The 22,925-nt window shown below is 68.7% G+C and carries 31 protein-coding genes; 16 read left to right on the plus strand and 15 right to left on the minus strand.

Features of this window, described 5'->3' with window-relative positions; all coding sequences use genetic code 11:
- Positions 1 to 71: 71 nt before the first annotated feature.
- Positions 72 to 1,238 carry an acyltransferase family protein gene (locus JMT67_RS00090; protein ID WP_201462387.1) on the plus strand — a complete coding sequence of 389 codons (1,167 nt, stop codon included), beginning with the start codon at positions 72 to 74 and terminating at the stop codon, positions 1,236 to 1,238.
- On the opposite strand, the gene JMT67_RS00095 is transcribed toward JMT67_RS00090, so the two are convergent.
- The 5 genes from JMT67_RS00095 to JMT67_RS00115 all read right to left on the minus strand — a co-directional run bounded on the left by JMT67_RS00095 (position 1,203) and on the right by JMT67_RS00115 (position 3,618).
- Positions 1,203 to 1,670: a DUF411 domain-containing protein gene (locus JMT67_RS00095; protein WP_201462388.1), complete on the minus strand. Its 468-nt coding sequence runs from the start codon at positions 1,668 to 1,670 to the stop codon at positions 1,203 to 1,205. The genes JMT67_RS00090 and JMT67_RS00095 overlap by 36 nt on opposite strands.
- Positions 1,671 to 1,700: 30 nt before the next feature.
- The gene (locus tag JMT67_RS00100) at positions 1,701 to 1,931 is read right to left on the minus strand and encodes a hypothetical protein (protein ID WP_054765671.1); all 231 of its coding nucleotides are present in this window, start codon (positions 1,929 to 1,931) and stop codon (positions 1,701 to 1,703) included.
- A 72-nt stretch (positions 1,932 to 2,003) separates the two neighbouring features.
- The gene (locus JMT67_RS00105) at positions 2,004 to 2,204 is read right to left on the minus strand and encodes a hypothetical protein (RefSeq protein ID WP_201462389.1); all 201 of its coding nucleotides are present in this window, start codon (positions 2,202 to 2,204) and stop codon (positions 2,004 to 2,006) included.
- A 285-nt stretch (positions 2,205 to 2,489) separates the two neighbouring features.
- Positions 2,490 to 3,332, minus strand: a complete 843-nt coding sequence (dmeF, locus tag JMT67_RS00110; RefSeq protein ID WP_201462390.1) for a CDF family Co(II)/Ni(II) efflux transporter DmeF — start codon at positions 3,330 to 3,332, stop codon at positions 2,490 to 2,492.
- Between the two features lie 10 nt (positions 3,333 to 3,342).
- On the minus strand, positions 3,343 to 3,618 hold the full coding sequence (locus tag JMT67_RS00115) for a metal/formaldehyde-sensitive transcriptional repressor (protein ID WP_054765685.1): 276 nt from the start codon (positions 3,616 to 3,618) through the stop codon (positions 3,343 to 3,345).
- A gap of 223 nt (positions 3,619 to 3,841) precedes the next feature.
- On the opposite strand from JMT67_RS00115, the gene JMT67_RS00120 reads away from it, so the two are divergent.
- Positions 3,842 to 4,405: a manganese efflux pump MntP gene (locus JMT67_RS00120; protein WP_054766931.1), complete on the plus strand. Its 564-nt coding sequence runs from the start codon at positions 3,842 to 3,844 to the stop codon at positions 4,403 to 4,405.
- 43 nt (positions 4,406 to 4,448) lie between these two features.
- On the opposite strand, the gene JMT67_RS00125 is transcribed toward JMT67_RS00120, so the two are convergent.
- Positions 4,449 to 4,856 (minus strand): MerR family transcriptional regulator, encoded by a 408-nt coding sequence (locus JMT67_RS00125; RefSeq protein WP_054765686.1) that lies wholly within the window; start codon positions 4,854 to 4,856, stop codon positions 4,449 to 4,451.
- Positions 4,857 to 4,918: 62 nt separating this feature from the next.
- Here JMT67_RS00125 and JMT67_RS00130 point away from each other — a divergent pair, with 62 nt between their 5' ends.
- The 5 genes from JMT67_RS00130 to JMT67_RS00150 are packed head-to-tail and all read left to right on the plus strand — an operon-like array spanning position 4,919 to position 7,986.
- Positions 4,919 to 5,305, plus strand: a complete 387-nt coding sequence (locus tag JMT67_RS00130; protein WP_066624881.1) for an MFS transporter permease — start codon at positions 4,919 to 4,921, stop codon at positions 5,303 to 5,305.
- Positions 5,302 to 5,520, plus strand: coding sequence for a GDCCVxC domain-containing (seleno)protein (locus tag JMT67_RS00135; protein WP_054765688.1), 219 nt, complete (start codon positions 5,302 to 5,304; stop codon positions 5,518 to 5,520). The genes JMT67_RS00130 and JMT67_RS00135 overlap by 4 nt, the downstream gene beginning before the upstream one ends.
- 34 nt (positions 5,521 to 5,554) lie before the next feature.
- Complete coding sequence (locus tag JMT67_RS00140; RefSeq protein WP_054765689.1) at positions 5,555 to 5,914, plus strand: bleomycin resistance protein; 360 nt, start codon at positions 5,555 to 5,557, stop codon at positions 5,912 to 5,914.
- Between the two features lie 46 nt (positions 5,915 to 5,960).
- Entirely contained in the window at positions 5,961 to 6,881 is a 921-nt protein-coding gene (locus JMT67_RS00145; RefSeq protein ID WP_066625035.1) for a HEPN domain-containing protein, read from the plus strand.
- A gap of 16 nt (positions 6,882 to 6,897) precedes the next feature.
- Positions 6,898 to 7,986 carry a hypothetical protein gene (locus tag JMT67_RS00150; protein WP_201462391.1) on the plus strand — a complete coding sequence of 363 codons (1,089 nt, stop codon included), beginning with the start codon at positions 6,898 to 6,900 and terminating at the stop codon, positions 7,984 to 7,986.
- 29 nt (positions 7,987 to 8,015) lie between these two features.
- Here the strand turns inward: JMT67_RS00150 and JMT67_RS00155 are convergent, their stop codons facing one another.
- A complete protein-coding gene (locus JMT67_RS00155; RefSeq protein ID WP_054765692.1) occupies positions 8,016 to 8,252 on the minus strand; it encodes a DUF2188 domain-containing protein in 237 nt (78 codons plus the stop codon).
- A gap of 69 nt (positions 8,253 to 8,321) precedes the next feature.
- Positions 8,322 to 9,668 (minus strand): dihydrolipoyl dehydrogenase family protein, encoded by a 1,347-nt coding sequence (locus JMT67_RS00160; RefSeq protein ID WP_184272810.1) that lies wholly within the window; start codon positions 9,666 to 9,668, stop codon positions 8,322 to 8,324.
- A 924-nt stretch (positions 9,669 to 10,592) separates the two neighbouring features.
- Between JMT67_RS00160 and JMT67_RS00165 the strand changes: the two genes are divergently transcribed.
- The 9 genes from JMT67_RS00165 (at position 10,593) to JMT67_RS00205 (ending at position 16,734) form a co-directional block, all read left to right on the plus strand.
- The gene (locus JMT67_RS00165; protein ID WP_054765695.1) at positions 10,593 to 10,889 is read left to right on the plus strand and encodes a DUF736 domain-containing protein; all 297 of its coding nucleotides are present in this window, start codon (positions 10,593 to 10,595) and stop codon (positions 10,887 to 10,889) included.
- 68 nt (positions 10,890 to 10,957) lie between these two features.
- The gene (locus JMT67_RS00170; RefSeq protein ID WP_201462392.1) at positions 10,958 to 11,848 is read left to right on the plus strand and encodes an ArdC family protein; all 891 of its coding nucleotides are present in this window, start codon (positions 10,958 to 10,960) and stop codon (positions 11,846 to 11,848) included.
- A gap of 79 nt (positions 11,849 to 11,927) precedes the next feature.
- Complete coding sequence (locus JMT67_RS00175; protein ID WP_201462393.1) at positions 11,928 to 12,281, plus strand: hypothetical protein; 354 nt, start codon at positions 11,928 to 11,930, stop codon at positions 12,279 to 12,281.
- 49 nt (positions 12,282 to 12,330) lie between these two features.
- Positions 12,331 to 12,477, plus strand: a complete 147-nt coding sequence (locus tag JMT67_RS00180) for a hypothetical protein (protein WP_169802110.1) — start codon at positions 12,331 to 12,333, stop codon at positions 12,475 to 12,477.
- A gap of 227 nt (positions 12,478 to 12,704) precedes the next feature.
- Positions 12,705 to 13,226: a MobC family plasmid mobilization relaxosome protein gene (locus tag JMT67_RS00185; protein ID WP_201462394.1), complete on the plus strand. Its 522-nt coding sequence runs from the start codon at positions 12,705 to 12,707 to the stop codon at positions 13,224 to 13,226.
- Positions 13,223 to 14,215 (plus strand): relaxase/mobilization nuclease domain-containing protein, encoded by a 993-nt coding sequence (locus JMT67_RS00190; RefSeq protein ID WP_112862604.1) that lies wholly within the window; start codon positions 13,223 to 13,225, stop codon positions 14,213 to 14,215. The genes JMT67_RS00185 and JMT67_RS00190 overlap by 4 nt, the downstream gene beginning before the upstream one ends.
- 71 nt (positions 14,216 to 14,286) lie before the next feature.
- A complete protein-coding gene (locus JMT67_RS00195) occupies positions 14,287 to 14,880 on the plus strand; it encodes a DUF6088 family protein (protein WP_201462395.1) in 594 nt (197 codons plus the stop codon).
- Positions 14,873 to 15,889, plus strand: coding sequence for a nucleotidyl transferase AbiEii/AbiGii toxin family protein (locus tag JMT67_RS00200; RefSeq protein WP_112862337.1), 1,017 nt, complete (start codon positions 14,873 to 14,875; stop codon positions 15,887 to 15,889). The genes JMT67_RS00195 and JMT67_RS00200 overlap by 8 nt, the downstream gene beginning before the upstream one ends.
- Entirely contained in the window at positions 15,886 to 16,734 is an 849-nt protein-coding gene (locus JMT67_RS00205) for a hypothetical protein (protein ID WP_201462396.1), read from the plus strand. Before JMT67_RS00200 ends, JMT67_RS00205 begins: the two co-directional genes overlap by 4 nt.
- Before the next feature lie 9 nt (positions 16,735 to 16,743).
- Here the strand turns inward: JMT67_RS00205 and JMT67_RS00210 are convergent, their stop codons facing one another.
- From JMT67_RS00210 to JMT67_RS00240, 7 genes are read right to left on the minus strand one after another with little or no spacing between them, the layout of a single operon-like run.
- Positions 16,744 to 17,328, minus strand: coding sequence for an LPD7 domain-containing protein (locus tag JMT67_RS00210; RefSeq protein ID WP_201462397.1), 585 nt, complete (start codon positions 17,326 to 17,328; stop codon positions 16,744 to 16,746).
- Positions 17,325 to 19,145 carry a type IV secretory system conjugative DNA transfer family protein gene (locus JMT67_RS00215; RefSeq protein WP_201462398.1) on the minus strand — a complete coding sequence of 607 codons (1,821 nt, stop codon included), beginning with the start codon at positions 19,143 to 19,145 and terminating at the stop codon, positions 17,325 to 17,327. Before JMT67_RS00215 ends, JMT67_RS00210 begins: the two co-directional genes overlap by 4 nt.
- Positions 19,111 to 20,118, minus strand: a complete 1,008-nt coding sequence (gene virB11, locus JMT67_RS00220) for a P-type DNA transfer ATPase VirB11 (RefSeq protein WP_054765301.1) — start codon at positions 20,116 to 20,118, stop codon at positions 19,111 to 19,113. Before virB11 ends, JMT67_RS00215 begins: the two co-directional genes overlap by 35 nt.
- The gene (virB10, locus tag JMT67_RS00225; protein WP_197273290.1) at positions 20,118 to 21,233 is read right to left on the minus strand and encodes a type IV secretion system protein VirB10; all 1,116 of its coding nucleotides are present in this window, start codon (positions 21,231 to 21,233) and stop codon (positions 20,118 to 20,120) included. The genes virB11 and virB10 overlap by 1 nt, the downstream gene beginning before the upstream one ends.
- Entirely contained in the window at positions 21,230 to 22,057 is an 828-nt protein-coding gene (locus JMT67_RS00230; RefSeq protein WP_201462399.1) for a TrbG/VirB9 family P-type conjugative transfer protein, read from the minus strand. Before JMT67_RS00230 ends, virB10 begins: the two co-directional genes overlap by 4 nt.
- Positions 22,054 to 22,737, minus strand: coding sequence for a virB8 family protein (locus JMT67_RS00235; protein WP_201462400.1), 684 nt, complete (start codon positions 22,735 to 22,737; stop codon positions 22,054 to 22,056). The genes JMT67_RS00230 and JMT67_RS00235 overlap by 4 nt, the downstream gene beginning before the upstream one ends.
- Complete coding sequence (locus JMT67_RS00240; RefSeq protein ID WP_201462401.1) at positions 22,734 to 22,925, minus strand: hypothetical protein; 192 nt, start codon at positions 22,923 to 22,925, stop codon at positions 22,734 to 22,736. Before JMT67_RS00240 ends, JMT67_RS00235 begins: the two co-directional genes overlap by 4 nt.

A 22,925-nucleotide genomic window follows, 5' to 3' on the forward strand; every position in this document is an offset into this window, starting at 1 on the left:
CGGGTCGGTGGCGAAGTGAGCGGCCCGCGCTGATAACCATTCCTTGCCCCGTTGCGGACTAGGCTGCGCCCATGGTCCGCAGCGACGCCGCGCCGATGAAGTCCCGCCCACCGCGCATCGCCCGCGGCGGCTGGCTCGACGCGCTCCGCTTCATCGTCGGGGCGCTGATCATCCTCTACCATTTCCGCGAGGCCTCGCCGGTCCCGCTGCCCCAGCTGCATCCGGTGTTCGACCGCGGCTATCTGCTCACCGACTTCTTCATCATCGACTCCGGTTACGTCCTGGCGCGCATCTACGGCGACCGGCTCGCCGCCGGTCAGGCGTCGCTGCGCGCCTATGCGCGCCAGCGGCTGCTGCGGGTCATTCCGGCCCACCTCGTCGTCAGCCTTATCCTCGTCGTCCTCGTCGGCGGCGCGGCTCTGGCGGGGATCGCGCCCAGCAACCCGCGCTGGTTCGACTGGTCGCAGCTGCCGGCCCAGGTGCTGCTGCTCCAGGCCTGGGGCGTGCCGGGCGGGCAGGGGTGGAACGCCCCGACCTGGACGCTCTCGGCCCTGATTGCCTGCTACCTCCTGCTGCCCTGGATCTGCCGGGCCCTGTGGCGCTGGCCGCCGATCGCCGTGGTGATCGGCGCGACGCTGCTGGTCGTCGGCGCCGACCTCGCGGCCTCGGTGTGGCTCGGCGATCCGATCTACCGCCTGCCGATGCGCTACGGCGTCCTGCGCGCCTTGCCGCTGTTCCTGCTCGGGGTCGCGGCGGCCTTCTACGGTTCACGCGTCTATGTCGCATCCCGTCTGGCCGGCGCGATCGGGGTCGGCGCCGCCATCGCGCTTGTCATCCTTCAGGCCTTCGGCGCCTTCAGCCTGTTGTCGCTGGGCCTGATGACCGTGATCATCTGGGCCGCCGGGGCCGTATCGGTGCGCAGGCCGTCACGCCTGATCGAACATCTGGCCCTGATGTCGTTCTCGATGTTCCTGACCAATGAGGTCACCCGTATCGTTTGGTTCGGCCTGCTCGACGCCCTGGGCCAGGACGCCCTGTCGTCGGGGGTTCGCTGGGCGCTGTGGTCGATCGGTTTCATCGGCGCCTTCGCGGCCGCGGCGGTGTTCCGCTATGGCTTCGACCGGCCGGTGCAGAGCTGGCTCAACCCGTCGCGCGTCAGGCTGGCGGCTGCGGACAGGAACGCACCCGCGACGCCTCGGGCGTCAGGCGCCGTTGTGGCGGCCGAACACGCGGGTTGAACCATCGTTGAGGATCAGGACGGTCGTATAGGGTTCGCGCCCGGCGGCTTCCATGCCCGGCGAGCCAGCCGGCATGCCGGGGGCGCTCAGCGCCCGGGCGGCGGGGCGTTCGCTGAGCAGCCGGTCGACGTCGCCGGCCGGAACATGGCCCTCGATCGCATAGGGGCCGACGACCGCCGTGTGGCAGGAGGCCAGCCGGTCCGGAACGCCATGTTGCGCCCGGGTCGGCGCGAGATCTTCGCGCTCGACGACCTCGACGGTCCAGCCGGCCTGGCGCATGTGGGCGATCCAGCCGCCGCAGCAGCCGCACCAGGGCGTCTTGTAGGCGGTCATCCGCTTCGGCGGCGCGGCGAGGGCCGGGGCGGCTAAGGCGGCGAGGGACAGGCCGCTCAGGATGGACCGGCGGTCAAGGATGGTCGGAGAACGGTTCATGGCGGTCCTGGGTGACGATGACGCCGCGGCTTAGCCGGGCGTGTGACCTGCGTGCCCGCCGCTCTGCGGCGTTTCGGGAGCGGGCGCCGGAGCCGGGGCGGGTGCGTCCGGAGCCGGGGCCGGAGCGTTCATCTCGTCGCAGCACTCCATGGCGGCGCCGGGGGCCATGTCCTTGCAGCAGGCGCAGGCCTCCGCCGCGAGCACCGCGCCGGCGCTGAGGGCGAGGAAGGCGGCCGCCGCGGCGGCGATCTTGAGGGTCATCGCGGGTCTCCTTGAAATCGAGCCGCCTTGATCGGCCCGCGGGCGTCCGCCGTCAATGGGCGACCCCTGCGGTCAGGTGTCCACCCGTTCGACCGCGACCCAGCGTCCGCCGCGCTTCTCGACCACGAAGCGGGCGGACGTTTCCTCGAAGGCCGGCACGTCGCCGTCCAGGAACCAGATCCACGCGCGCGACCGGCTGCCCGGGCGCACGAAATAGGCGCGGCTGGAGCCGGCGTCCTGCCATTCGATGGTGACGGTCTTGCGGAGGGGCATGGCAAGAACAAAAGCAGAACACGAAGCGGGGTCAAGCCGGCTTCGCGCGCCCGCCGTCGTCATCCACAGGCGCACGCCGGGACGCCGCCCAGAAGGCTAAGGGCTCCGCCCTCGCGCGGGTCAGGGTGAAGCGGCTGCGCCGCCGGACCGGCCGGTCTCCCCGACCTTCCGCGCGGTCATGCTGTTCATTTTCATCATCGTCGTCGGCTTGTGCAGGCCGGGCGATCCCCCTCCGGCCGGTCCGCCCTGGCCCTTGCTACCCCGGTCTCGCCGACGGGCAGGGTTTCAGGCGCGCAGTTCGCGTGCCTGCAACCCTTGCCCGTCGCCCGGCCCCTCGACGAATTCGCGGACCTCGGCCTCGATGGCGGTGTCCGTTGTGTCGAGCAGCACCGCGGCGGTGTCGCGCATCAGGGACCACGACCACCGGGCGATGACGATCGCGCCGACGATGCCCATCAGCGGGTCTAGCCAGACCCATCCCATATAGCGGCCCGCAAGCAGGGCGATGATCGCCAGCACCGAGGTCAGGGCGTCGGCCAGCACATGGATGTAGGCGGCGCGCAGGTTGTTGTCGCGATGGCCGCCATGACCGTGCTGGTGATCATGGTCGTCGTGATGATCGTGGTCGTGGTGATGGCCATGCCCGTGGCCATGACGACCGTGGTGGTGCCCCCCGCCGGACAGAAGGACGGCGCTGACCAGATTGACCACGAGACCCAGGATGGCGACCAGCGTCGCCTGGCCGAAGGCGACCGAGCGCGGATCGATCAGGCGGCCGATGGACTCTCCCGCGATCCCGAGCGCCACGATGCCCAGAACCAGCGCCGAGGCGAACCCCGCCAGGTCCCCGACCTTGCCGGTCCCGAAGCTGAAGCGCCGGTTGGCGGCATGCCGCTTGGCGTAGGCGTAGGCGCCGGCCGCAACGGCCAGGGCGCCGGCGTGGGTCGCCATGTGAAAGCCGTCGGCCAGCAGGGCCATCGAGCCGTAGACCAGGCCGGCGATGATCTCCCCGACCATCATGACGGCCGTCAGGCCGACCACCCACAGCGTTCGCCGTGCGCTGTCGTCGTGCGAACGGCTGAGGAAATAGTGGTCGTGGGTCAGATAGTCGGTCTCGGACGCGGACATGGCGCGGGCCTTACTTTGAATAGCGGCGAATGATGGCGATCAACTCGTCGGCGCCGCCCTGCCGGGCGTCCTCGCTCAGATCGGGATGAGCGACGTGGTGGCGCAGATGGTCTTCAATCAACTCTTCCAGAAGCCCGCCCATGGCGCCCCGCGCGGCCGCGACCTGCTGCAGGATTTGCGAACACCCGGCTTCAGACTCGATGGCGCGCTCTATTGCGCTGAGCTGACCCGAGATCCTCCGGACCCGCGCGACGAGCTTCTTCTTGTTCGTGGAGGTATGCGCCATGGATACTCCCCTATAGTATCTTGCACCGGCGCGCGACACCTCCTATGAGGCCGCTTCCTGTTGGGGAGTAGCTTCCGGCGTCTGATCGCCGGGGTCGGATCAACACACTCGCGTTTCGGCGCGCGGTCCGACCAGCGGAACCGCCGCCTAGCGAGACCAGCGCGTCCCACCGCCGCACCGGCCGGGGAGGGAAGCGCTGTTCGTTGCCGGGTGGATGCTCGTCATGACTCCTGTCGCCATCGCCGTTCTGTCTCTCAGCATGTCTACCGACGCCTTCGCCGCCGCCGTTGGGCGTGGTGCTTTGCATCGACCGAACCTGGCCGGCGCCGTGAAGGCAGGCCTGGTATTCGGGTGTATCGAGGCCATCACCCCGGTGATTGGCTGGGGGCTCGGCATGGTCGCTGCAGGCCTCGTCGAACGCGTGGATCATTGGATCGCCTTCGGCCTCCTCGCCGCTGTTGGCGGCAAGATGATCTGGGAAGCGACCCGTCCCCTGGCTGAGGATGCCCCACGCCGGTCCGGACCTTGGGCGCTGATCGCCATGGCGGTCGGGACCAGCATCGACGCGGCGGCTGTTGGCGTCGGCCTGGCCTTCATCGGAGCCAATATCTGGGTTATCGCGGCCTCAATCGGCGTCACGACCTTCCTGCTGACCACGATCGGCATGCTGATTGGCCGGGCCGTCGGCCAGCGTTTTGGCAAGATCGCCGAGCTTCTGGGAGGGCTCGCGCTTGTCGCGCTCGGTCTGATGATCCTGCTTGAGCACCTCGGCGTCATCGGCGCGTGATTGCCAGGACCCTACCGGCTCGACAGGGTGCGCAGGTCATCACCTATGCGATCGATCCGAGTTCTGCGATCACCGGACACCGAACCCGCCCGCCTTCGCTGCAGTCCGCGACGGCCTGCTTAAGCACCGTCCGGAGCCGCTCCAGATCCGCGATTTTGGCGTCCACGCTGGCGATGTGGTCCTGGGCCATGTCGCGGACTTCGCAGCAGGCCTGGACGCCCGGCTCACTCAACGCGATCAGCCGCCGAATGGCGTCGATGCCGAATCCCAGTTCGCGGGACCGGCGGATGAAGCGCAGGCGTTGGGCGTGTTCCGGCTCATAGCTCCTGTGTCCGCCCTCGGTGCGGGCCGGGGCGGGCATCAGGCCGATCCGCTCGTAGTAGCGCACCGTTTCCAAGTTCACCCCGGCGCTCTCTGCGAGGCGCCCGATCGTCAAACTTCGTGCGGACATGGCTCTTGATCCCGTAGCGGCTACGGGTTGTAGCCTGTAGCAGAAATCGAACGGGAGGCCCCATGGCCATCGATCAAGACCGGCCCAACATTCCTGAGGTCGCCGTCAGCGCCTCGGCCGCCATCGGCGGTGTGGCCTCGGTGTTCGCCTGGGCCGCGTGCTGTGTACTGCCTCTGGCTCTCTCGGTGGCGGGCGTGTCCTTCGCCGGCGCCGCGGTCATCGCGGGCGCGCGAACCTGGCTGACGCTTCTGGCCGCCGTCATCTTGGCCGCCGGCTGGCTGCTGCATTGGCGTCGCCTGCGGATGTGTCGGAAGGACGCATCCTGCCGCCGGCCCTCGCGTCTGGCGTTCTGGCTGCTGGTGATCGCCAGCCTGCTGATCGTCCTGTCCCTGGCCTGGCAGCCCTACATCGAACCATGGGCCATGCCGCGACTGGCGGCCATGCGATGAGCCCCGCCATCGTTCTGGAATCGACGCTGACCTGCCCGCACTGCGGTCACGTCGCGACCGAGACCATGCCCACCGACGCCTGCATCTGGTTTTACGATTGCCTCGGTTGCGGCGTGAAGCTGAAGCCTCAACCCGGCGATTGCTGCGTGTTCTGCTCCTATGCCGACGTGCCGTGTCCGCCGATCCAGGTGGATGGAAAGGGCTGTTGCGGCTAGGCTTAGGCGGCACTGCTGCATTCCGGAGTTCGCCGTGACCGATCACGCCACGCCCAACCTGCCGTCGCGGGATTTCGAAGCTACGTCCCAGTTCTACACTCGACTGGGCTTCCAGCAGGGCTGGCGCGACGAAGGGTGGATGATCCTGAAACGGGGCGGGCTGACGCTTGAGTTCTTCCCGCACCCGGAACTTGATCCGCTGACCAGCAACTTCAGCTGTTGCCTGCGGCTTGACGATCTCGACGCGTTCTACGCCGTGTGCCTTGGCACCGGACTGCCGGAGACGTGCTGGGGCCAACCCCGATTGCACGCGCCCAAGATCGAGGAGTCGGGCATGCGGATCGGCGCGCTCATCGACCCGGACGGAACCCTGATCCGCCTGATCCAGAACTGAGGCTTCGCGCCTTGCCCCGATGCACGCGTTGCGCGAGACTCGCGTCATGAAGACTTCGATCGATCATCTGCCGCCGCGCAAGCAGGTGGAACTGCGCCGGGTGGTCGAGGTGATCCGCGAGTCGTTCGCCGAAACCGTCTCGACCCGTCGGGCCGAGCGGCTGAAGAACGGCAAGATCCTCAAGATCATCCTCTACGGATCGTATGCGCGCGGCGATTGGGTCCATGATCCGGTCGGACGCTACTTCTCGGATTTCGATCTGTTGATCGTTGTCGATCATGAGGATCTGACCGACGGCGAGTTCTGGCATGACGCCGAGAACAAGCTGATGCCGGGCGAGACCCTGATCCGCACGCCGGTGAGCCTTATCGTGCACAGTCTGGAAGACGTGAACGAGCAGTTGGACCGTGGGCGATACTTCTGGGCCGACATCGTGCGTGAGGGCATCGTTCTCTTCGACACGCCCGGCGCCAAGCTGCGCAAGCCGGCTGACCTGAAAGCTCAGGTTGCCCTTAAGGAAGCGGAGGAGTTCTTCGGAGATTGGACGCAGAGTTCGGCCAGCTTTGCTCGTGGCGCGAAATTCTATATGGGCGAGGGCGCTGATCCTAAGCTCGCCGCGTTCAACCTTCATCAATCGGCTGAACACCTCTACCACTGCGTTTTGCTGGTTGTGACGCTCTACAGCGGCAAGGCGCACAACCTCGCCTTCCTGCGCAAGAAGTGCGAGGCGATCGACGCCCGCCTGGCCGAGGCCTGGCCGCGCGAGACCAAGTTCGAGCGCCGCTGCTTCGAGCTGCTGCGCGAGGCCTATGTGAAGGCTCGTTACTCCAAGCACTACAAGATCAGCGTCGAGGAACTGACCTGGTTGACCCAGCGGGTTGAGGTGCTGCGCGCGCTGGCGACGACTGTGTGCGAGGAACGGCTGGCCCATCTGCGCGAAGCGGCGAGCGATGACCCTTCCGCGTGATTTGATCCCGCCCAGCATGCGCGCGACGCTGGACGCCGCAAGACGGATGGCCGATCCCTTTGAGGACGTCCGCCGACAGCACGATATGCTGCGGGCCAGCGGCGTGCTCGGCATCGCCGAGCGCATGAAGCTGGAGACCCCGCTGGCCTTGGCCGCGATGGGTCGTAACCCGTTCATGGACCGGATGCAGGGCGTCGGCGCCCTGATGAGGGCTCAGACCGACGCGGACCGCGTCTATCGCGCCGCGTTTCCGAATGGCCTGATCGAGCAGGCCGAGCGGATCGCGCAACTGTCCGCCGGCTTCGCCTTGCCGGATGGTCTCGAGCGCTTCAGGACGCCGACGGACAGTTTCGTCGATCGCATCCTCCGACTGTCGGACAGTGGTCTTGGCGCGAGCGCCCTGGCAATCGGGCGACCCGCCCAGATCGAGGCCTTCGCGCGGGCCTCGGCGATGGCCGACATGTTCGCCGAGAGCGACCGGCTGACGCGGGGAGTGCGAGAGGCGGTCGGCGCCTTCTCCATCACGGAGATGCCGCAGTTCGCCAATCTGGCCGGTTATCGCAGTTTCCTCGACGCGGCGGGACTGCGGCTTGCGCACTGGCCGAGACGGCGTCTCCTGACGATGGCGGAGAAGCGCCGTCGCCTGAAGGCCCGCCTTCAGGCCAACTCGGCCCCGCCGCATGTGAAGCGCGCCAAGACTCTGGTTCACCGCTACGAACTGACCTTGAGGGAAATTCTAGATGCCGTGATGGCCGAGACCTACGGTGAGGACTGGGCGGACGAGCGCCTGCCGCTGTGCGACTGCAAGGATTTGCTGGGGAAGTGGAAGAAGCGGGGAGGCGAGGTTTTCGACCATGCCGACTACACCCACTACGCGCGGATCATGAGCCATCCGGAGCATTTCCAGGCGATCTTCGAGGCTGGTTTCGACGACCCAGAGGCGGTGTTCGATCTTCTGAAGCAGGCCGGGAAGCTGCGCGCGGCGTCGCACCATGCGCACCTGTTCACGCCCGAAGATCTGAAGGCGCTCCGCCTGACCTGGAACCAGATCGAAACAGGCTTGATCGCGCTCACTCCGGATTTCGAACTCGAGTGGACGGGTTAAAAGGCGACGAGGTCGGAATCGCCGTCCTCTTAGTGGAGCACTTCCCCGCCGACCGGATCGACCTGACGCAACTGGCCGGCCGCGTCCTGGACAAAGACTTCCACTTGCTCGCCCTTGTCGATCAGCGTCGTCGCCTTCACGAGCGCGGACTCTATGGCGTCGACGCTGAAGTCGAAATGCCCTGAGGGTCGGCCATCGCGAAGCACCCGCCAGTCGCCGTCGCCCCGGATCACCGTGAACTGGATGGTGTCGGACTGCCTCTCCAAGGGATCCCTCCTTCGCTCCAATCCGCGATGCGGATGGCGCCATGAACCTACCGCGACACCGCTTGAGCGTCATAGCATGTAGCCCACATCCGATGCGCCCGTCGGATAGGCGAACATCGTGGTCTTGAGGTCATCCGCAGTCAGTCCATGGCGGATCGCCAAAGCGAAAATATTGATGACCTCGTCCACGTTCGGGCCCACGAGGTGGGCGCCCAACACCCGTTCCGTCCCTTCCTCGACCAAGACCTTGAAGCCGAAGGTGGGTTCGGCCGCTGCGCGTGCTGTGAACCAGTCGGAGGCCTTCTGATTTTTGACTCGGTAGAGCAGACCCTGATCCTTAGCCTCCCTCTCCGTCAGCCCGACCGCCGCGATAGGCGGGATTGTGAAGGCCACGCTCGGGACGCCGCGATAGTTCGGCCTTTCGGAGTTACCGTTCAAAATGTTGGCCGCCACGACCTTGGCGTCGTGGCTGGACACGGGGGTCAGCGGCGGACCGACCTGGGCTGCGTCGCCCGCGGCATAGACGGCTGGATTGGAAACGCTCTGCAGAAATTCGTTGAGCTTCAGGCGGCCTCCTTCATGCTCGACCCCGGCGGCGTCAAGGCCGAGATCGTCGATCGCAGGTCCTCGTCCGGCGGCGTGAATGACCAGATCAGCATGGACATCGACGGCTTTCCCCTTCGTCTGGGCGTGAACCCGAAAGCCTGCGCGCGTCTGCTCGACCGCCTGGACTGTCGTTTCGAGGCGCACGTCAACGCCGAGTTGGCGAAAGCTTTCCATGAGCCAACCGACCACGTCCGGGTCGAACTGGGGAAGCAATCGCTCGCCACGCTGGAGGATTACGACTTCGGCGCCAGCCCGCGCGGCGATGTGGGAGAACTCGGCCGCGATATAGCCTCCGCCGACCAGCACAATGCGCTTTGGCATGTCACCCAGCTCGAGGAAGCCCTCGTTGGTGACCAGATGCTCTTCCCCCGGGATGCCGAGTTTCCTGGGTTCGGCTCCGGCGGCGATGAGCAGGTTCGAAAACTCCAGCGTTTCCTCGCCCACCTCAAGGCTGTTGCGGCCGGTGAGGCGCGCCCGTCCATGAAAAGTGTCGATGCCTCTTTCAGAGTACCGCTCTTGGTGCTTTTGGGGAACGGGATCGGTGAAACCCCGCTTGAAGGCCATGAGGTCGGCCCAAGCAATTCGGGCGTCGCCGGCGACACCCCTGCCTCGCATCCGCCATGTATGATCGACGGCGTTGGCCCCGCTGATCAGCATTTTTTTTGGATCGCAGCCCCGGAGCGCGCACGTGCCTCCAAAGGGACGAAAATCGACAACCGCGACGCTGCGACCAGCAGCGCGAACCCGCATGGCTCCGACCATGGCGGCGGTCCCGGTCCCGATCACCACAAGATCATAATGTTTGGTCATCGATGTATGCTCCGCGCTCGCTCTGTAGCGGCTACCTTGGGACGGACGAGGCGGTACAGTGCCTCGGTCACCACCGCGTTGACGGCGCCAAAGAGAAGGTGCCCGGCGACCCCTCTAGCCTGGGTGAGCAGGGGGTTGTCTCGATTGGGAGCACTGTAGCCGAACACAGGCGTCAGACCTTCGTCGATCATCAAGAGCATGGTCGCTCCAGCACTTCCTCTTCCCGTACTTTCGGCGGCTTGATCTGGTAGAGCGCCGTCTGCGCCCTCTCGGTTACCCTCGTGGCCACGAGACCGGCGATGACGCCGAGGGCTGTCTCCGCAGCCAGCGATTTTGATGGAGTTGCGCATTGTTCTGACTCCCGATGAGCACGCTCCGGCCGCCTCATCCGGCTGGCTTACGACACCGCGACTGTCCCTCGAACGGAACGCTCGGAAGGGGAACGAAGCTGGAGTTGCTTCAGGTTCCCTTCATAGCAGGAGACACTTCAGATTCATGCCAGGCGTGGCCGCGCCCGTCGCCATGCCGCGCGTCAGCTGCGACGACGCGGAAGCGGTGAATCCTGGGCACGTCTTTGGTGGCGGAGCGGATGCACCGGCATTGGCGGCACGATCCCTACGAGCGCCGCGATTGGCCGCATGGTTCAAGCGGCGGTGACCAGCCGTCTCTCCTGCGACGCGCCAAGCCTTGCGCGGCCTCTCAATGGCCTGATCTGACCGAAGCCCGTCCGGCTTCCGCAACCGTTCGCGCGACTTTCTTCCCCGGCCTGACGGCCTTCCTCGCGAGGCAAGAAAGTCGCGCTCCCGGTCCTCCGCTGCGCTGCGGGGCTCCCTGTGCTCGCCTGCGGGCCGCCCGGCCTCCGGTCCGCCGATCGCCATCGAGGCCGCGGCAGGCGTGGCCCGAGATCAGCAAGGAGAGACTTCCATGGCCACCATCGGTTCCTTCACCCAGCAAGCGGACGGCAGCTACAGCGGTTCGATCAAGACCCTGACCCTCAACGTCAAGGCGGCCCAACTCCGGGCCAATGACAAGACCGACGACAAGGCTCCTGATTTCCGCATCTTCTCCGGCCAGACCGAGTTCGGCGCGGCCTGGAAGAAAACGAGCCAGCAGAACCGCGACTACCTGTCGGTCAAGCTCGACGATCCCAGCTTCCCGGCCCCGATCTACGCCTCGCTGGTCGAGATCGATGGCGGACACAGCCTGATCTGGTCCCGCTGAGCGAGCCGCGGCGGCGCTGACGACAGCGCCGCCGCCCCTTCTTCAAATCCCGTCTTGAGGAGGCCGCCATGTCGCGCCCCAACGAACCCTCACGTCCCGACCTCTACACCCGCATCACCCACCAGATCGTCGCCCAGCTCGAAGCCGGCGTCCGGCCCTGGAGCCAGCCCTGGGCCGCATCCGAAAGCGTCAGCCGACCCCTCCGGCACGACGGCACGCCTTACCGCGGCGTCAACGTCGTCCTGCTGTGGGGCGAGGCCGCCGCCCGAGGCTTTCAGTCCTCCACCTGGATGACCTTCCGGCAGGCGCTGGCCCTGGGCGCTCATGTCCGCAAGGGCGAAAAGGGTTCCACCGTCGTCTACGCCGACCAGCTGGTCCGCATCGACGATGACGACGCCGGGGAGGAGACGACCCGACGCATTCCGTTCCTGAAGGCCTACACGGTCTTCAACGTCGAACAGATCGAGGGTCTCCCGGCCTCGTCCGCCCCGGCGCCCGCGCCGGTCCTGAACCTCGGTCAACGGATCGCCCGGGCCGAGACGTTCCTCGCCGCGACGGGCGCCGACGTCCGTCATGGCGGCGGCTGCGCCTTCTATGCGCCGGGACCGGACTTCGTGCAGATGCCGGTGTTCGAAAGCTTCCGCGATCCGGAAGCCTACTACGCGACGCTGGGCCACGAGCTGACGCACTGGACCAGGCACCCCGCTCGGCTCGACCGCGACTTCGGACGCCGCCGGCATGGAGACGCCGGCTACGCCCGGGAAGAACTGGTGGCCGAAATCGGCGCCGCCTTCCTCTGCGCCGACCTGGGGCTGGCTCTCGAGCCGCGCGAGGATCACGCCGCCTATGTCGCCTCATGGCTCGAGGTGCTGCGCGACGACAAGCGATTCATCTTCTCAGCCGCCGCCCACGCCCAGCGCGCCGTGGACTTTCTTCATGCGGCCGGCGAGGGCGGCTGACGCCGGGGACGTAAAAGATGCAGGGGCGCGCGCCGGTCATGGCTGGCGCGCGCGTCACCTGCGCTGTAACCTTGGGGTCTTGCTGGACGTATTGAGCTTGATGATCGGACGTCGAACAACTGCGGCCTGGGCGCCGGCCATTCTGGCCGTGTTCGCCCTGCTGTTCGCGTCGAGCCCGGTCACGGCCTGGGAGACTCCGGCCGCGGCCATGTCGATGCCGATGGCGCCCGCCGACGGCTCCAGTCCGGATGCCCCCTGCGATCCCGTGAAGATGAGCTCCGCTCGGCTGTGCGCCGTGCTCTGCCATGGCCTGGTTCCGACGCCCGCCGCGGCCGTCCCGGTAGCGGCCTCCGCCGATGTGCACGATCGTTTACCGGCCGACGCCCTCGCGGGGGTGGAGCCGGAAGCGGAGGACCCGCCCCCTCGAACCTGATCTCCACCGACGATCCTTTTCTCAGAAAACCGATCCATGGAGATCAACAATGAAACGTGCTTTTTCGCTCGCGGCCCTCGTGCTGCTGACCTCGGCCTCGGCTGCCTTCGCGGCCGCGCCCGACTCGGTGGTCAAGGCCGCCGCCTCCTGCTGCGAGCTTCTCGCGGCCTGCTGTAACGGCGGACCCTGCTGCTGATCCGCTGACGGAGGACGCCCGCGCGAAAGCGCGGGCGTCTGCCTCCGAGGCCGCTTCCCTCCTCATGATCCGTCCGGCTGGGGCGTCCGACAGGACGGCGGGCGAGCGGCCGTGCAGCGGTCGCCGAGGGGAGGACGTGCAGCACCGGAGGCCTACGGGGCGAGGGGGGTGACGGTCAAGGGCAGGATAGGCTTTGCGCCGGCAACGTCTGACAGACCCACCTCCCGATGGACCGCCTCACCCTTCGCGTCTCGCCCGATCTGATCCGCCGGTTCGACGCCGCGGCGGCGGGGCAGGGCGGGCGCTCGCGCTTGCTTCGCCGGCTCATGGAGGGGGCTGCGCAGGCGTCCTTTCCGGCGCCGCCGGAGGCGGTCAGCGCGCCCAGGTCGGGCAAGCTGACCCTGCGCCTCGGCGAGACCGACCTGCGTCTCCTGGAGGCCGAGGCCGCCGCCGTCGGGCTGTCGCGAACCCAATGGAGTGTCGCGCTCATCCGGCGGCGGTTGCGGGATCGTCCGCAGTTCAGCCGTCCCGAGGCCTTGGCGCTGATCGAGGTGCGGCGCGAGCTGCGGCGCATCGGCGTGAACATCAACCAGATCGCCCGCGCCCTGAACACGGCGGTGATGGAGGGGCAGGTGCTCGATCTGGAGATGGCCCAGCTCGGCGCCTTTCAGGTTGAGATCGCGGCCTGGGTGGAAGCGCTCGGCGAGGCCTTTGACGGCAACCTGTCCTATTGGGCCGGGCGGCCGTGAGCGACTTCCGCTCGCCGCGCGGGTTCGAGGAAGCCTTGCGGCCGCCGGTCGATCCGCGCCGCGCGCGGATCACGCCCGCGGTGCTTCGGCCGTCTCGGAACAGAGGGCAGGAGTCGGCCGCCCGCTTCATCCGGGTCCTGCGCCGGGCGCCGGAGGTGATGGTCAAGGTGACCGGCCGTACCCGGGACGGCGGCCACCTGAAGGCGCACCTCGACTACATCAGCCGCAATGGCGCCCTGACTCTGGAAGGGCCGGACGGGGAGCGGCTGGACGGGCGCGCTGAGGTGCATGCGCTCGCCCGCGACTGGGCCGAGGAGTTCGCGATGGAACCGGGACGCAGGCGTGACGCCTCGGTCTCCCTGTCGATCGTGCTCAGCATGCCGGCGGGGACGGATGCGGTGCGTCTGCACGACGCCGCCCGGGCCTTCGCGGCCGAGACCTTCAGCGAGCGCTTCCCCTATGTCTTCGCCCTGCACGACGAGGGACGGCACCCGCACGTGCATCTGACGGTGCGCCGGCTGGGACGCGAGGGCGAGCGGCTGAATCCGCGCAAGGCCGACCTGCAGATCTGGCGCGAGGGCTTCGCCCGGGCGCTGCGCGACCGGTCCATCGAGGCGGAGGCCACCCCGCGGCGGACGCGCGGCGTGACCCGAAAGGCGGAGCGGACGCCGATCCGCAAGATGCGGGAGCGGTTCGTGGCGGGGAAGGGCGATCTGCCCGAGACGCTCGCCGCCGCCTACCGCGACGCGCTCCGGGGCGACGGCGGGGAGGGGCCGTGGCTGGAGGCAATTCAGGCGCGTGAACTGGCGATGCGGCGCGCTCTGGTCGCGGAAGCGGTTCGACTGGGTCGGTCCGATCGGCTGGCGGATCGCACCCTGGCCCTGGTGGTGGAGCGGTTCGTGCGGGACCGGCCCGGGCCGAAGACGCGCGACCAGGCCTTGAGGGACGCAGGCGTCGATCGCTCGACCGGGCGAGAGCGAAGCCGATGAAGCGGCGCGACTCCACGGGCCCGGTTGCGAAGTGTCAGAAACAGAACTATATTTCTGACACGGAGACGATCATGCAGGTGCTCGCTGAACAGATCATGGAGCGCGCCCAGGCCTTGCCGGAGGGCGCGCCGGTCGCCGCCAAGGGGCTGCTCCATCTGGGCAGCCGCGCGGCGGTGGATCAGGCCCTGTCGCGCCTCGTGCGACGGGGGCGGCTCGTGCGCGCCGGGCGCGGCGTCTACATGCGTCCGCTGGAAAGCCGCTTCGGATCGCGGACGCCTTCGGTGGAAACGGTCGTGCGCGCGGTGAGCGAGCAGCGTGGCGAGGTCGTCGCCTCCAATGGGGCGGCGGCCGCCAACGCCCTGGGCCTGACCACCCAGGTGCCGATCCGCATGGTCTATCTGACCAACGGCAAGAGCCGGCTCCTCAACGTTGGCAAGCAGACGGTGGAGTTCAAACATGCGCCGGCATGGCAGCTGCTCCTGGCCGATCGTCCGGCCGGCGAAGCAGTTCGCGCCCTGGCCTGGCTGGGGCCGGAGAAGGCCGCGACGGCGCTGGAGGCCCTGAAACGAAAGCTGGGACCCGCCGCCTTCGGCGAACTGGTGTCCGTCGGACCGCGTCTGCCCACCTGGCTGGCGCGGTCGGTCAGCCAGGCGGCCCATGTCTGAAATCTTCCTGCAGCTTTCGGCCGAGGACCGCGCTGAAGCCCTCGCGGCGGCGGCGTCGGACTCCGGCCGGCCCGCCCATCTGCTCGAGAAGGACGTCTGGGTCGTCTGGGCCCTGAACGCGCTGTTCGAGTCGCCCTTGGGCGAAGGCCTGGTCTTCAAGGGCGGGACATCCCTGTCCAAGGCCTACGACGTCATCCAGCGGTTCTCGGAAGACATCGATCTGACCTGGGACATCCGTCGCCTGCTTCCCGATCTGGCCGATGCGCCTGAAGACCCCGTGCCGCAGACTCGCGCCGAGGAGCGGCGCTGGTCCCGGGACGTTCAGCGGCTGTTGCCGCTCTGGGTAGAGGGCGAGGTGCGGCCGCTTCTGGAGGCCCGGATCGCCGCAGACGGCGTCGGCGCCACGGTGCGGATCGAAGGCGCCAAGGCCTTCGTCGACTATGCGCCGACCAGCACTGGCACCGGCTATGTCTCGCCCAGCGTGATGCTCGAGTTCGGCGCGCGGGCGACCGGCGAGCCGAGCGCGCCGCGACCCGTGGTCTGCGATGCGGCGGCCCATCTGCAAGGCGTCGTCTTCCCGACCGCCACGCCGCGGGTGATGGCGGCCGAGCGGACGTTCTGGGAGAAGGCCACCGCCGCCCACGTCTATTGCGCGCAGGGACGACTCCGGGGCGATCGCTTCTCTCGCCACTGGCACGATCTGTCCCGACTGGACGCGGCCGGCTTCGCCGAGACCGCGATCGCGGATCGGGCGGTCGCCGAGGCGGTCGCGCGCCACAAGGCGATGTTCTTCCGCGAGACCGCCGACGGCGCGGAGATCGACTATGGACAGGCGGTCACGGGCGGGCTGCGTCTGAAGCCTGAAGGCGCCTCGCTGGAGGCCCTCGGGGATGACTACCGCCGGATGGTCGAGGACGGCCTGCTGGAGGCGGACGCCGAGCCATTCGAGAAGCTCATGGAGACGTGTGCGGCGCTCGCGGACCGCGCCAACGCCGCGGCGACGGGTTGACCCCGCGCTACGCCCCGATCGAGCAGGAAGCGATCCTGCTCAAGGCGGTCTGGGACATGATCGACGACATGGTCAATCTGGAGATCTTCGAGTACCCGATGACCTCCCGCCCGACCAATTTGGTGTTCAAGTCGGGAACCCACAAACGGGTCTTCGCCATCCTGCTGGCGGATTTCCTGGCCCAGCCCCGGCCGTCTGCGCTGCCCTTCGCCTTCGCCCCGTCGACCGCAGGCGCGCGCGAAACTGATCGAACCTATCTGTTCTATCTGGACGCCATCGGCCGTCAGCCGACGCTGGGCGCCGACGCCTCCGGTCTGGCGGCTTCCGCCTCGGCCTTCGCGGACTGGCTGAACGCGGAGTGCGTCTGTCCCAAGGTCTGGCTTCCCGGACTCGACCTGTCGGTGGACCTGCGCGTCTCCCGCATCTGGCTGCTCAAGGTCGTCGGCGACGCCAACAAGCACAACTTCTCCCGGCTCGATGCCCGGGTGAAGCAGATCAGGGCGATGCTCGCGCGGCACGGCCATGAGGTCGATGAGGGGATGGTCTATCGGTCGGTGCCGGACTTCCAGCAGTGGTTCTACACCGACGTCTTCTCCTATCACGCCAGCACCATCGGCGAGTTCCTGGACCAGATCCGCCGGGCCCTGTTCGCCTACCTCTCGCCGGAGTTCGCCCGGGCCTGGCGACGTGGCGACCGGTTCGAGGGCGATTACAGCTTCGATATTCCGGCGGACATCCGCGATCCGCTGGCGCTGGGCATGTATTGGGACCTGATGAACCGGATGAGGGACGGCGTCGGATTCCCGGCCTTCACCGTGTCGCCGTATCTGAAGAACACTTTCTAGGCGCGACCGCTAGCGCCGCCGCTCGCGGTCGCGCGTCGTGTCCCGTTCCGTCGGACGCGCGCGGCCGGCGCGCGCCCAGGCGGCCTCCAGCAGCTTGGTCTGGATGGCGGGATCGGGGATGAGACGGGCCACCACCACGGCCGCGCGGGCGAGCCGCTCGGCGAGCGGATCCTGGAGGGCCTTCTGGGAGGAAGCCCGGTCGATTCCGGCCGCCTGGCGATCGCGGTCCCTGGGCCGATGGCCGTGGACCTCCAGACCCAGGCTCTGGGCCTGGATCCAGACCTCGCGCCGGAAGGCGGGGTCGCCAGAGACCTGTATCCGCTCCCAGCCGCGGTGCCGCGCGATCTTGAGCATGTCGATGACGGCGTCGGGATAGGCCTGGGTCGAGGTGAGCGATCCACCCCGGTCGCGGAACATCGGCGCGGGCGCACGATGATCCCGGAAGAACCGCTCCGCCCGGCCCCTGAGATCGCGCTCGACCAGATAGCGGTCGAGCACCGCGTCCGGCACGTCGCCCTTGGCGGTGGAGCGGGCGGGTGCGCCGGGCGCGGGCCGCAGGCGGTTGACCGCCGGAGCGGGCTCTGACGGGGTCATGGCTCGCGCTCCGGCGGGGTGGCGTCGACGACGCGGTCGAGCCAGGCCGCCACATCGGTTTCATCCGCGTCGGGCGGGGGCGGAGGAAGGCCTTCGGCGGCGAAGGCGCGGGCGATGACGTCGAAATCCATGGGATCCTCCTCGAGAGCGGGCGGGACGACCGGCGCTTCGACCGTCGGCCCGGGCGTGGGAGCGGGACGCAGACGGCGCTGGAAAATCCGGTCGCGCCAGTAGGCGATCTTGCGGCCGCGAACAGGCGGAAGACCGGCCTTCAGGACGATCAGGGCGGTCTGCGGAAGCTGCATGAGCTCCTGGGGCAGCATCAGCGCCCGGCGCTGGTCGGACACGGTCGTACTGCGTCGGCCGCGCGCGAGGCCGGCCGGCCGGCTGCGGCTTCGCCCGTCCGTCGTATAATAGCCCAGCCGTTCGCTGAGCTCCCGGGCGATCCTCAGTTCCTTGGGCGCGAAGACGATCTCGATGCCGCAATTGGTCATCACATCCTCGGCCAGATCGGGTCCGTAGAGCGCCCGGAGCTGGGAGGGACTCTGAAGCACGGCCAGCAGACGCAGCCCGTAGCCCGCCACCCAGGCGAAGGCGTGGGCCAGCACCGGCGCCGGGCCGAGGCGAGCGAATTCGTCGAGCATGACGAGGGTGGGACGGTCGGCGGGGGCCGGAAGGCTGCGGCTGTTGAGATCGACCAGCTGCTGGAAGAGCAGGGCGTAGAGTGGCTGTATCCTCAGCATGTTGTCCGGCGTGGCCCCCAGATAGAGGGAGAGCCGCCCGCGGCGCAGATCGCGCAGGTCGAAATCCGAGACCGAGGTGGCGGCGTCGATCCGGGGGTTGAGCCACAGGCCCATCCGGGTGGTGATCGACTGACGCACGGAGGCGAAGGTGTTCTCGCTGGAGCTGGTGAAGTCCGTCAGGGCGGCGACGACGGGCCCCGGAAGAGGGCGTCCCTCCCGCGCGCGCGCCGCAACGATGCGGGGCAGACGGGCGCGGGCGTCGCCGGCGGTGAGCTGGCGGAAGATCTCGCCGAGGGTGAAGGGGCGATCGGGCGTGGCGGCGACATAGCCGCCGACGCCGATGAAGCCGGTGCGCGACGCCTCCGCCCAGAAGGGATCGGCCCTGTCATGGGCTGGAAACAGCATCGCCGCCATGCGCTGGAGTTCGTCCAGCACCTGGATCGGGTCCGAACGGTCGATGTGATCCAGCGGGTTGAAGCGGGCGGTGCGGCCGTCCGGCGCCAGCGGATCGAATAGATGGACCGTCTGGCCGGCCTCGGCCCGATAGCCGGCGGTGGCGAGATAGTTCTCACGTTTGATGTCCAGCACCACGATCGAGTCCGGCCAGGCGAGCAGGTTCGGAATGACCACGCCGACGCCCTTGCCGGTGCGCGTCGGGGCGTAGAGCATCACATGCTCCGGGCCGTCGGCGATCAGGAACCTCCCGTCCGCCCGGCCCAGGACCACGCCGCAGCGCGATCTGAGACCGGCGCGGCTCTGTTCGGCCGCCGACGCCCATCGGGCGGCGCCGTGCAGAGGGCGTCTCTGGCGGAGCAGGACAGCGACGATGAGGATCCCGCCGACCAGACCCGCGCATGACAGGCCCACGGTCAGCCAGCGTCGCACCTCGGGATCGTGACGGTAGTACCAGAGCCAGCCGGGGACGCGCGTCGGGTCGATGTCGCCGGAGAACCGACCCAGGCCGATGAGGGCGATGGTCACGGTGAGGACGCCCAGGACCACGGCGGCGCCGAGAGCCGCGGTGGCGATCAGCGCCGCCCTAGTCGCCGGGCTGGCGCTTGCGAACCGGGTCATGCCAGACCTCCGTCACACGGAACCGGCCGTCGACCTTCTTCATCTGGACGACGACATCGACGAGCAGGTGCAACAGGGCGCGGATATCCTCGCGCGGCAGATCGCGCCCGCCTTCGGACTCCCGCACTAGCAAGGTCAGTTGCTCGAAGGCGAGGGCGGCCGAATCCGCGTGCACGGTGGTGATCGAACCGGGATGCCCCGAGTTGACGTTGCGCAGGTAGAAGAACGCCGTGCCGTCGCGAAGCTCCTGAAGCAGGATGCGGTCCGGCCGCATGCGCAGGGCGCTTTCCAGAAGCTGTTTGGGGCCGATCCGGGCCAGACCCTGGCCGTCCTTGGAATAGACCAGATGGACGACGTTGCGGTGGGGCGTCACGAACTCGCGGGTGTCCTCGATCGTCAGCAGACGCTCATGATCGGGGATGAGGGCGATCAGACCCTTGGCCAGGGTGGTCTTGCCCGAGCCGGTAGCGCCCGAGATCAGGATGTTGCGGCGAGCGGTGACGGCCAGGGTGAGGAAGCCCGGCCAATCTCCGACCTCGCGCAGGCGCGTCAGCTCGGCATCGACGGGATCGGCGGTCTCGGCGCGGGCGTCGGCGACCTGGTCGAACAGGCCGGCCGCCGCGAACTCGGCCAGGCCCAGGCGTCGCCGCGACGGCTTTCTCAGGGTCAGGGACAGGCCGCCGTCGGCGACCGCGGGCGGCAACACGATCTGGCAACGGATGTCGCCGGGCAGGGTGGTCGAGCAGATTGGCTGTTCGGGGCTGACGTCCTGTCGGGTGTAGGCGGCGGCCGCGATCGCGAGCGTGCGCAGCCAGGCTTCGGTCAGCTCCGGCGTCTCGGCCCAGCGCCAGACGCCGTCGGCTTCGACCCCGACCTCGCCGGGACGGTTGACGACGACCTCCGTCACCGTCTCCGGCTCCAGAAAGGGGCGCAGCGGCGCGAGGTAGTGATCGAGGACGGAGGTGTCGTCCATCACCGGGATCGCAGCCGATAGACGCCGGCGAAGTCCAGATCCTGGGCGACGAAGATCGATACCTCCGCGCCCTGGCCCTTTCGCAGCGTCGGCGGGATATCGACCGAGCCCTGCAGGGCGACCCCGGCCGCGTCGGACGGGAGGCGGGCGGTCGCGCCGCCGTCGTCGCGGCCCACGGCGGCGTAGACGCCGTCGTCGACGATCGACAGCAGCAGCGCGCCCCCGAACCGATCCCAGAAGCGGGTGTCGACCACGCCGTCGAAGCCGGATCGGCCGAGCGCATCGGCGGCCGGCGAGGCGAGGGCGACGGCGACTCCCGTGGGCGTCACCGCCCGGGTCCAGAGGACGAACAGACGGCGCCGGCCTTGCTGGAGGCCGCCGCGATACTCGCCGAGGACCCGGGTGCCCCGCTCCATCAGCACCACGGCGCCGTTGTCGGACCAGGCATCGCGGGACAGGACACAGGTCACATAGCCCGGAGTGGTGCTGTCCATGGCCGTCTGCAGCACGCAGGGGACGCTGGTCCCGGCGGTGATCAGCAGATTGCGGTCGGGCAGGCGGTGCGCGCGGGCCTGACCGACCGGGGTGACCTGCCTGAGCTGGTCCAGAGAGGTCTGCGGTCCCGCAGGCGCGCCGGGCGCCGGTGCCTGCGGAGGAATAGCGGAGCCGCCGCCCGCCCGGCTGTAGGCCAGCAGCGGCGCCCGCCGCGCGCTTTCAGCCAGAGCGCGTCGTTCCTCCGCTGGCGACGGACCGGAGCGGGGCGCGCCTTGAGGTCCGGCCTCGATCGGCGGAACGGAAGGCCCGTCGTCGAGCACGGGGGCCTGGGGATCGACGATCGGGTCGCTGAGCAAGGGCGCCGGGTCGCGACGCGCGGGCTCGAACGGCGCGGTCTGGCGCGGCGGGTCATCACGCGTCGTCGGGCCTTCGGCGTCGCGGTCGCCCCGATCCCAGCTCGCGATCAGGAAGACGCCGCAACCGGCGGCGAGCGCGGCGAGGGTGATCATCTTGCCGCGCGGTCCGCCAAACCGTCCGGCGATCGGCGAGACGCCGCGGTCCGCCGCCGTCGAGGCCGGGGACGGACTCTCGTCCGGAGGCGGCGCCGCGACCCCGGTCATGACGGATCTCCGAGGGGAGCCCGATCGACGACAGGCGAGGCCGTGCCCGTGCCCAGGCCCCTGCCGCGCGGATCGAAGGCGTCGTTGAACAGGCAGAGGACCGATGATCCGCGTCTCAGCCGCAGGCCGCGCGCGACTCCGTGGACGACCACCAACTCACCGCGCACGTCGTAGGGGATAAGCCGCTCCGAGCCGTCCTCGGCGACCTCGAACAGGGCCGGCAAGGCCTGAACCCCCGGAAAGCGCAGGATAGTGAAGCGGCCGTTGTCGCTGACCTCGCTCGGCTGCAGGGCCGCGTCGCCCTGTGCGGACCAGGCCAGATTGCGCGGACCCTCGAGCACGCCGCGGTCCAGTTCGAGGCCGATCAGGCGCTGTTCGACCGCCTCGGCCTGAACGGCAAGGGCGCGGGCGGTCTGGGCCTGATCGTCGGCCGGGTAGCGGAAGCGCACCTGATAGGCGAGGGCGGCGCGGTCGCCAGGGTCGCGCGCGACCAGTTCGAAGGCGTAGTGGCGGATGACGCCGGCCCGCTCGGTGACCACCAGCAGATTGGTCGCCTGATGGCGCTCGCGCGGCTTCAGGAACAACACCGACCCTTCAGCGGCCACCTCCCAGGCGACGCTGTCACCGATCGCGGCGTGGCGGATGATCTCTTCGGGCGAGAAGACGATTTGCGTCGCCGTCCGGAAGGCGCCGGCGATGCGATAGACCGCCGCCGGGTCGTAGACGATCTCCCGGATCCGCGGATCGGGGGGCGTTTGCGCCATCGACGGAGCGGCGAGGACAAGCCCGGCGATCAGCGCCAGGGCGGACAGGGGGCGTATCATCGGATGACCTCCGGGTCGGCGCGGTAGGAGGTCACCTGGAAGCCGAGAGGGTTTCTCAGCCGATCCGGCTCCGACATCGGCGCGCGCGTGTAGGTGAAGGCGATGGTGGCGATCCAGTCGCTGTCGACGGTCTGCTGGGCCTGCCGGACCGTGCGTCGGAAGCGGACATTGGCGACGCCGTCGTTGATGAAGCCGATGGCGCGGATCGCCACGATGGCCTCGCCGTCCGGACCGTAGAGATTCTGCGGACTGGCCGGGTTGGAGCCCCGGAACAGATCAGCCCAACGGCGTTGCTCGCCGGGCGCTGAAAGGATGGACACCAGCTGGAAGGCGTCTTCCGCCGCCGGGTCGAGATAGCCCTCCCGCTGACGCACATACTGTCCGAGGAAATATTTGCTGACGGCTTCCTCGTAGCGGACGGGCCCGTCCTCGGTGGAGAGGCCGCGCATGACATCGACCGCCCCGGTGGCCTGATCGACCCGGATCACGAAGGGCTCGGTCGATTTGAGCGGCGTCAGCAGGGCGACCGCTCCGGTCGAGATCGCGGCCAGACCCGTGGCAAGCGCCGCGGCGGACCAGGCCAGGCGGCGCGACCGCAGCGCCGAGGCCAGCCGGTCCTGGTCCCATCGCCGCGCCTCAATGAAATAGCGCTGCAGCTCGGAGGAGGGGACGCCGCTCATGCGCAACCTCCCGTGTCCGATGAGGCGACGGGTTCGGCGGGACGCTCGGCTCTGGGCGTCAGCACCGATCCGTGGGGATTGGCCGGTCGCCGGGCCATGCCGTCGCAGGTCGGGAGGGCGGGATCGCCGCCATGAGCGCAGGCGCCCAGAAACAACAGGGGGACGAGCAGGAAGGGACGGTAGGTCAT

Origin of the sequence: Brevundimonas aurantiaca, assembly GCF_904830995.1 — a bacterium.
In the GTDB taxonomy this organism is placed as follows: domain Bacteria; phylum Pseudomonadota; class Alphaproteobacteria; order Caulobacterales; family Caulobacteraceae; genus Brevundimonas; species Brevundimonas aurantiaca.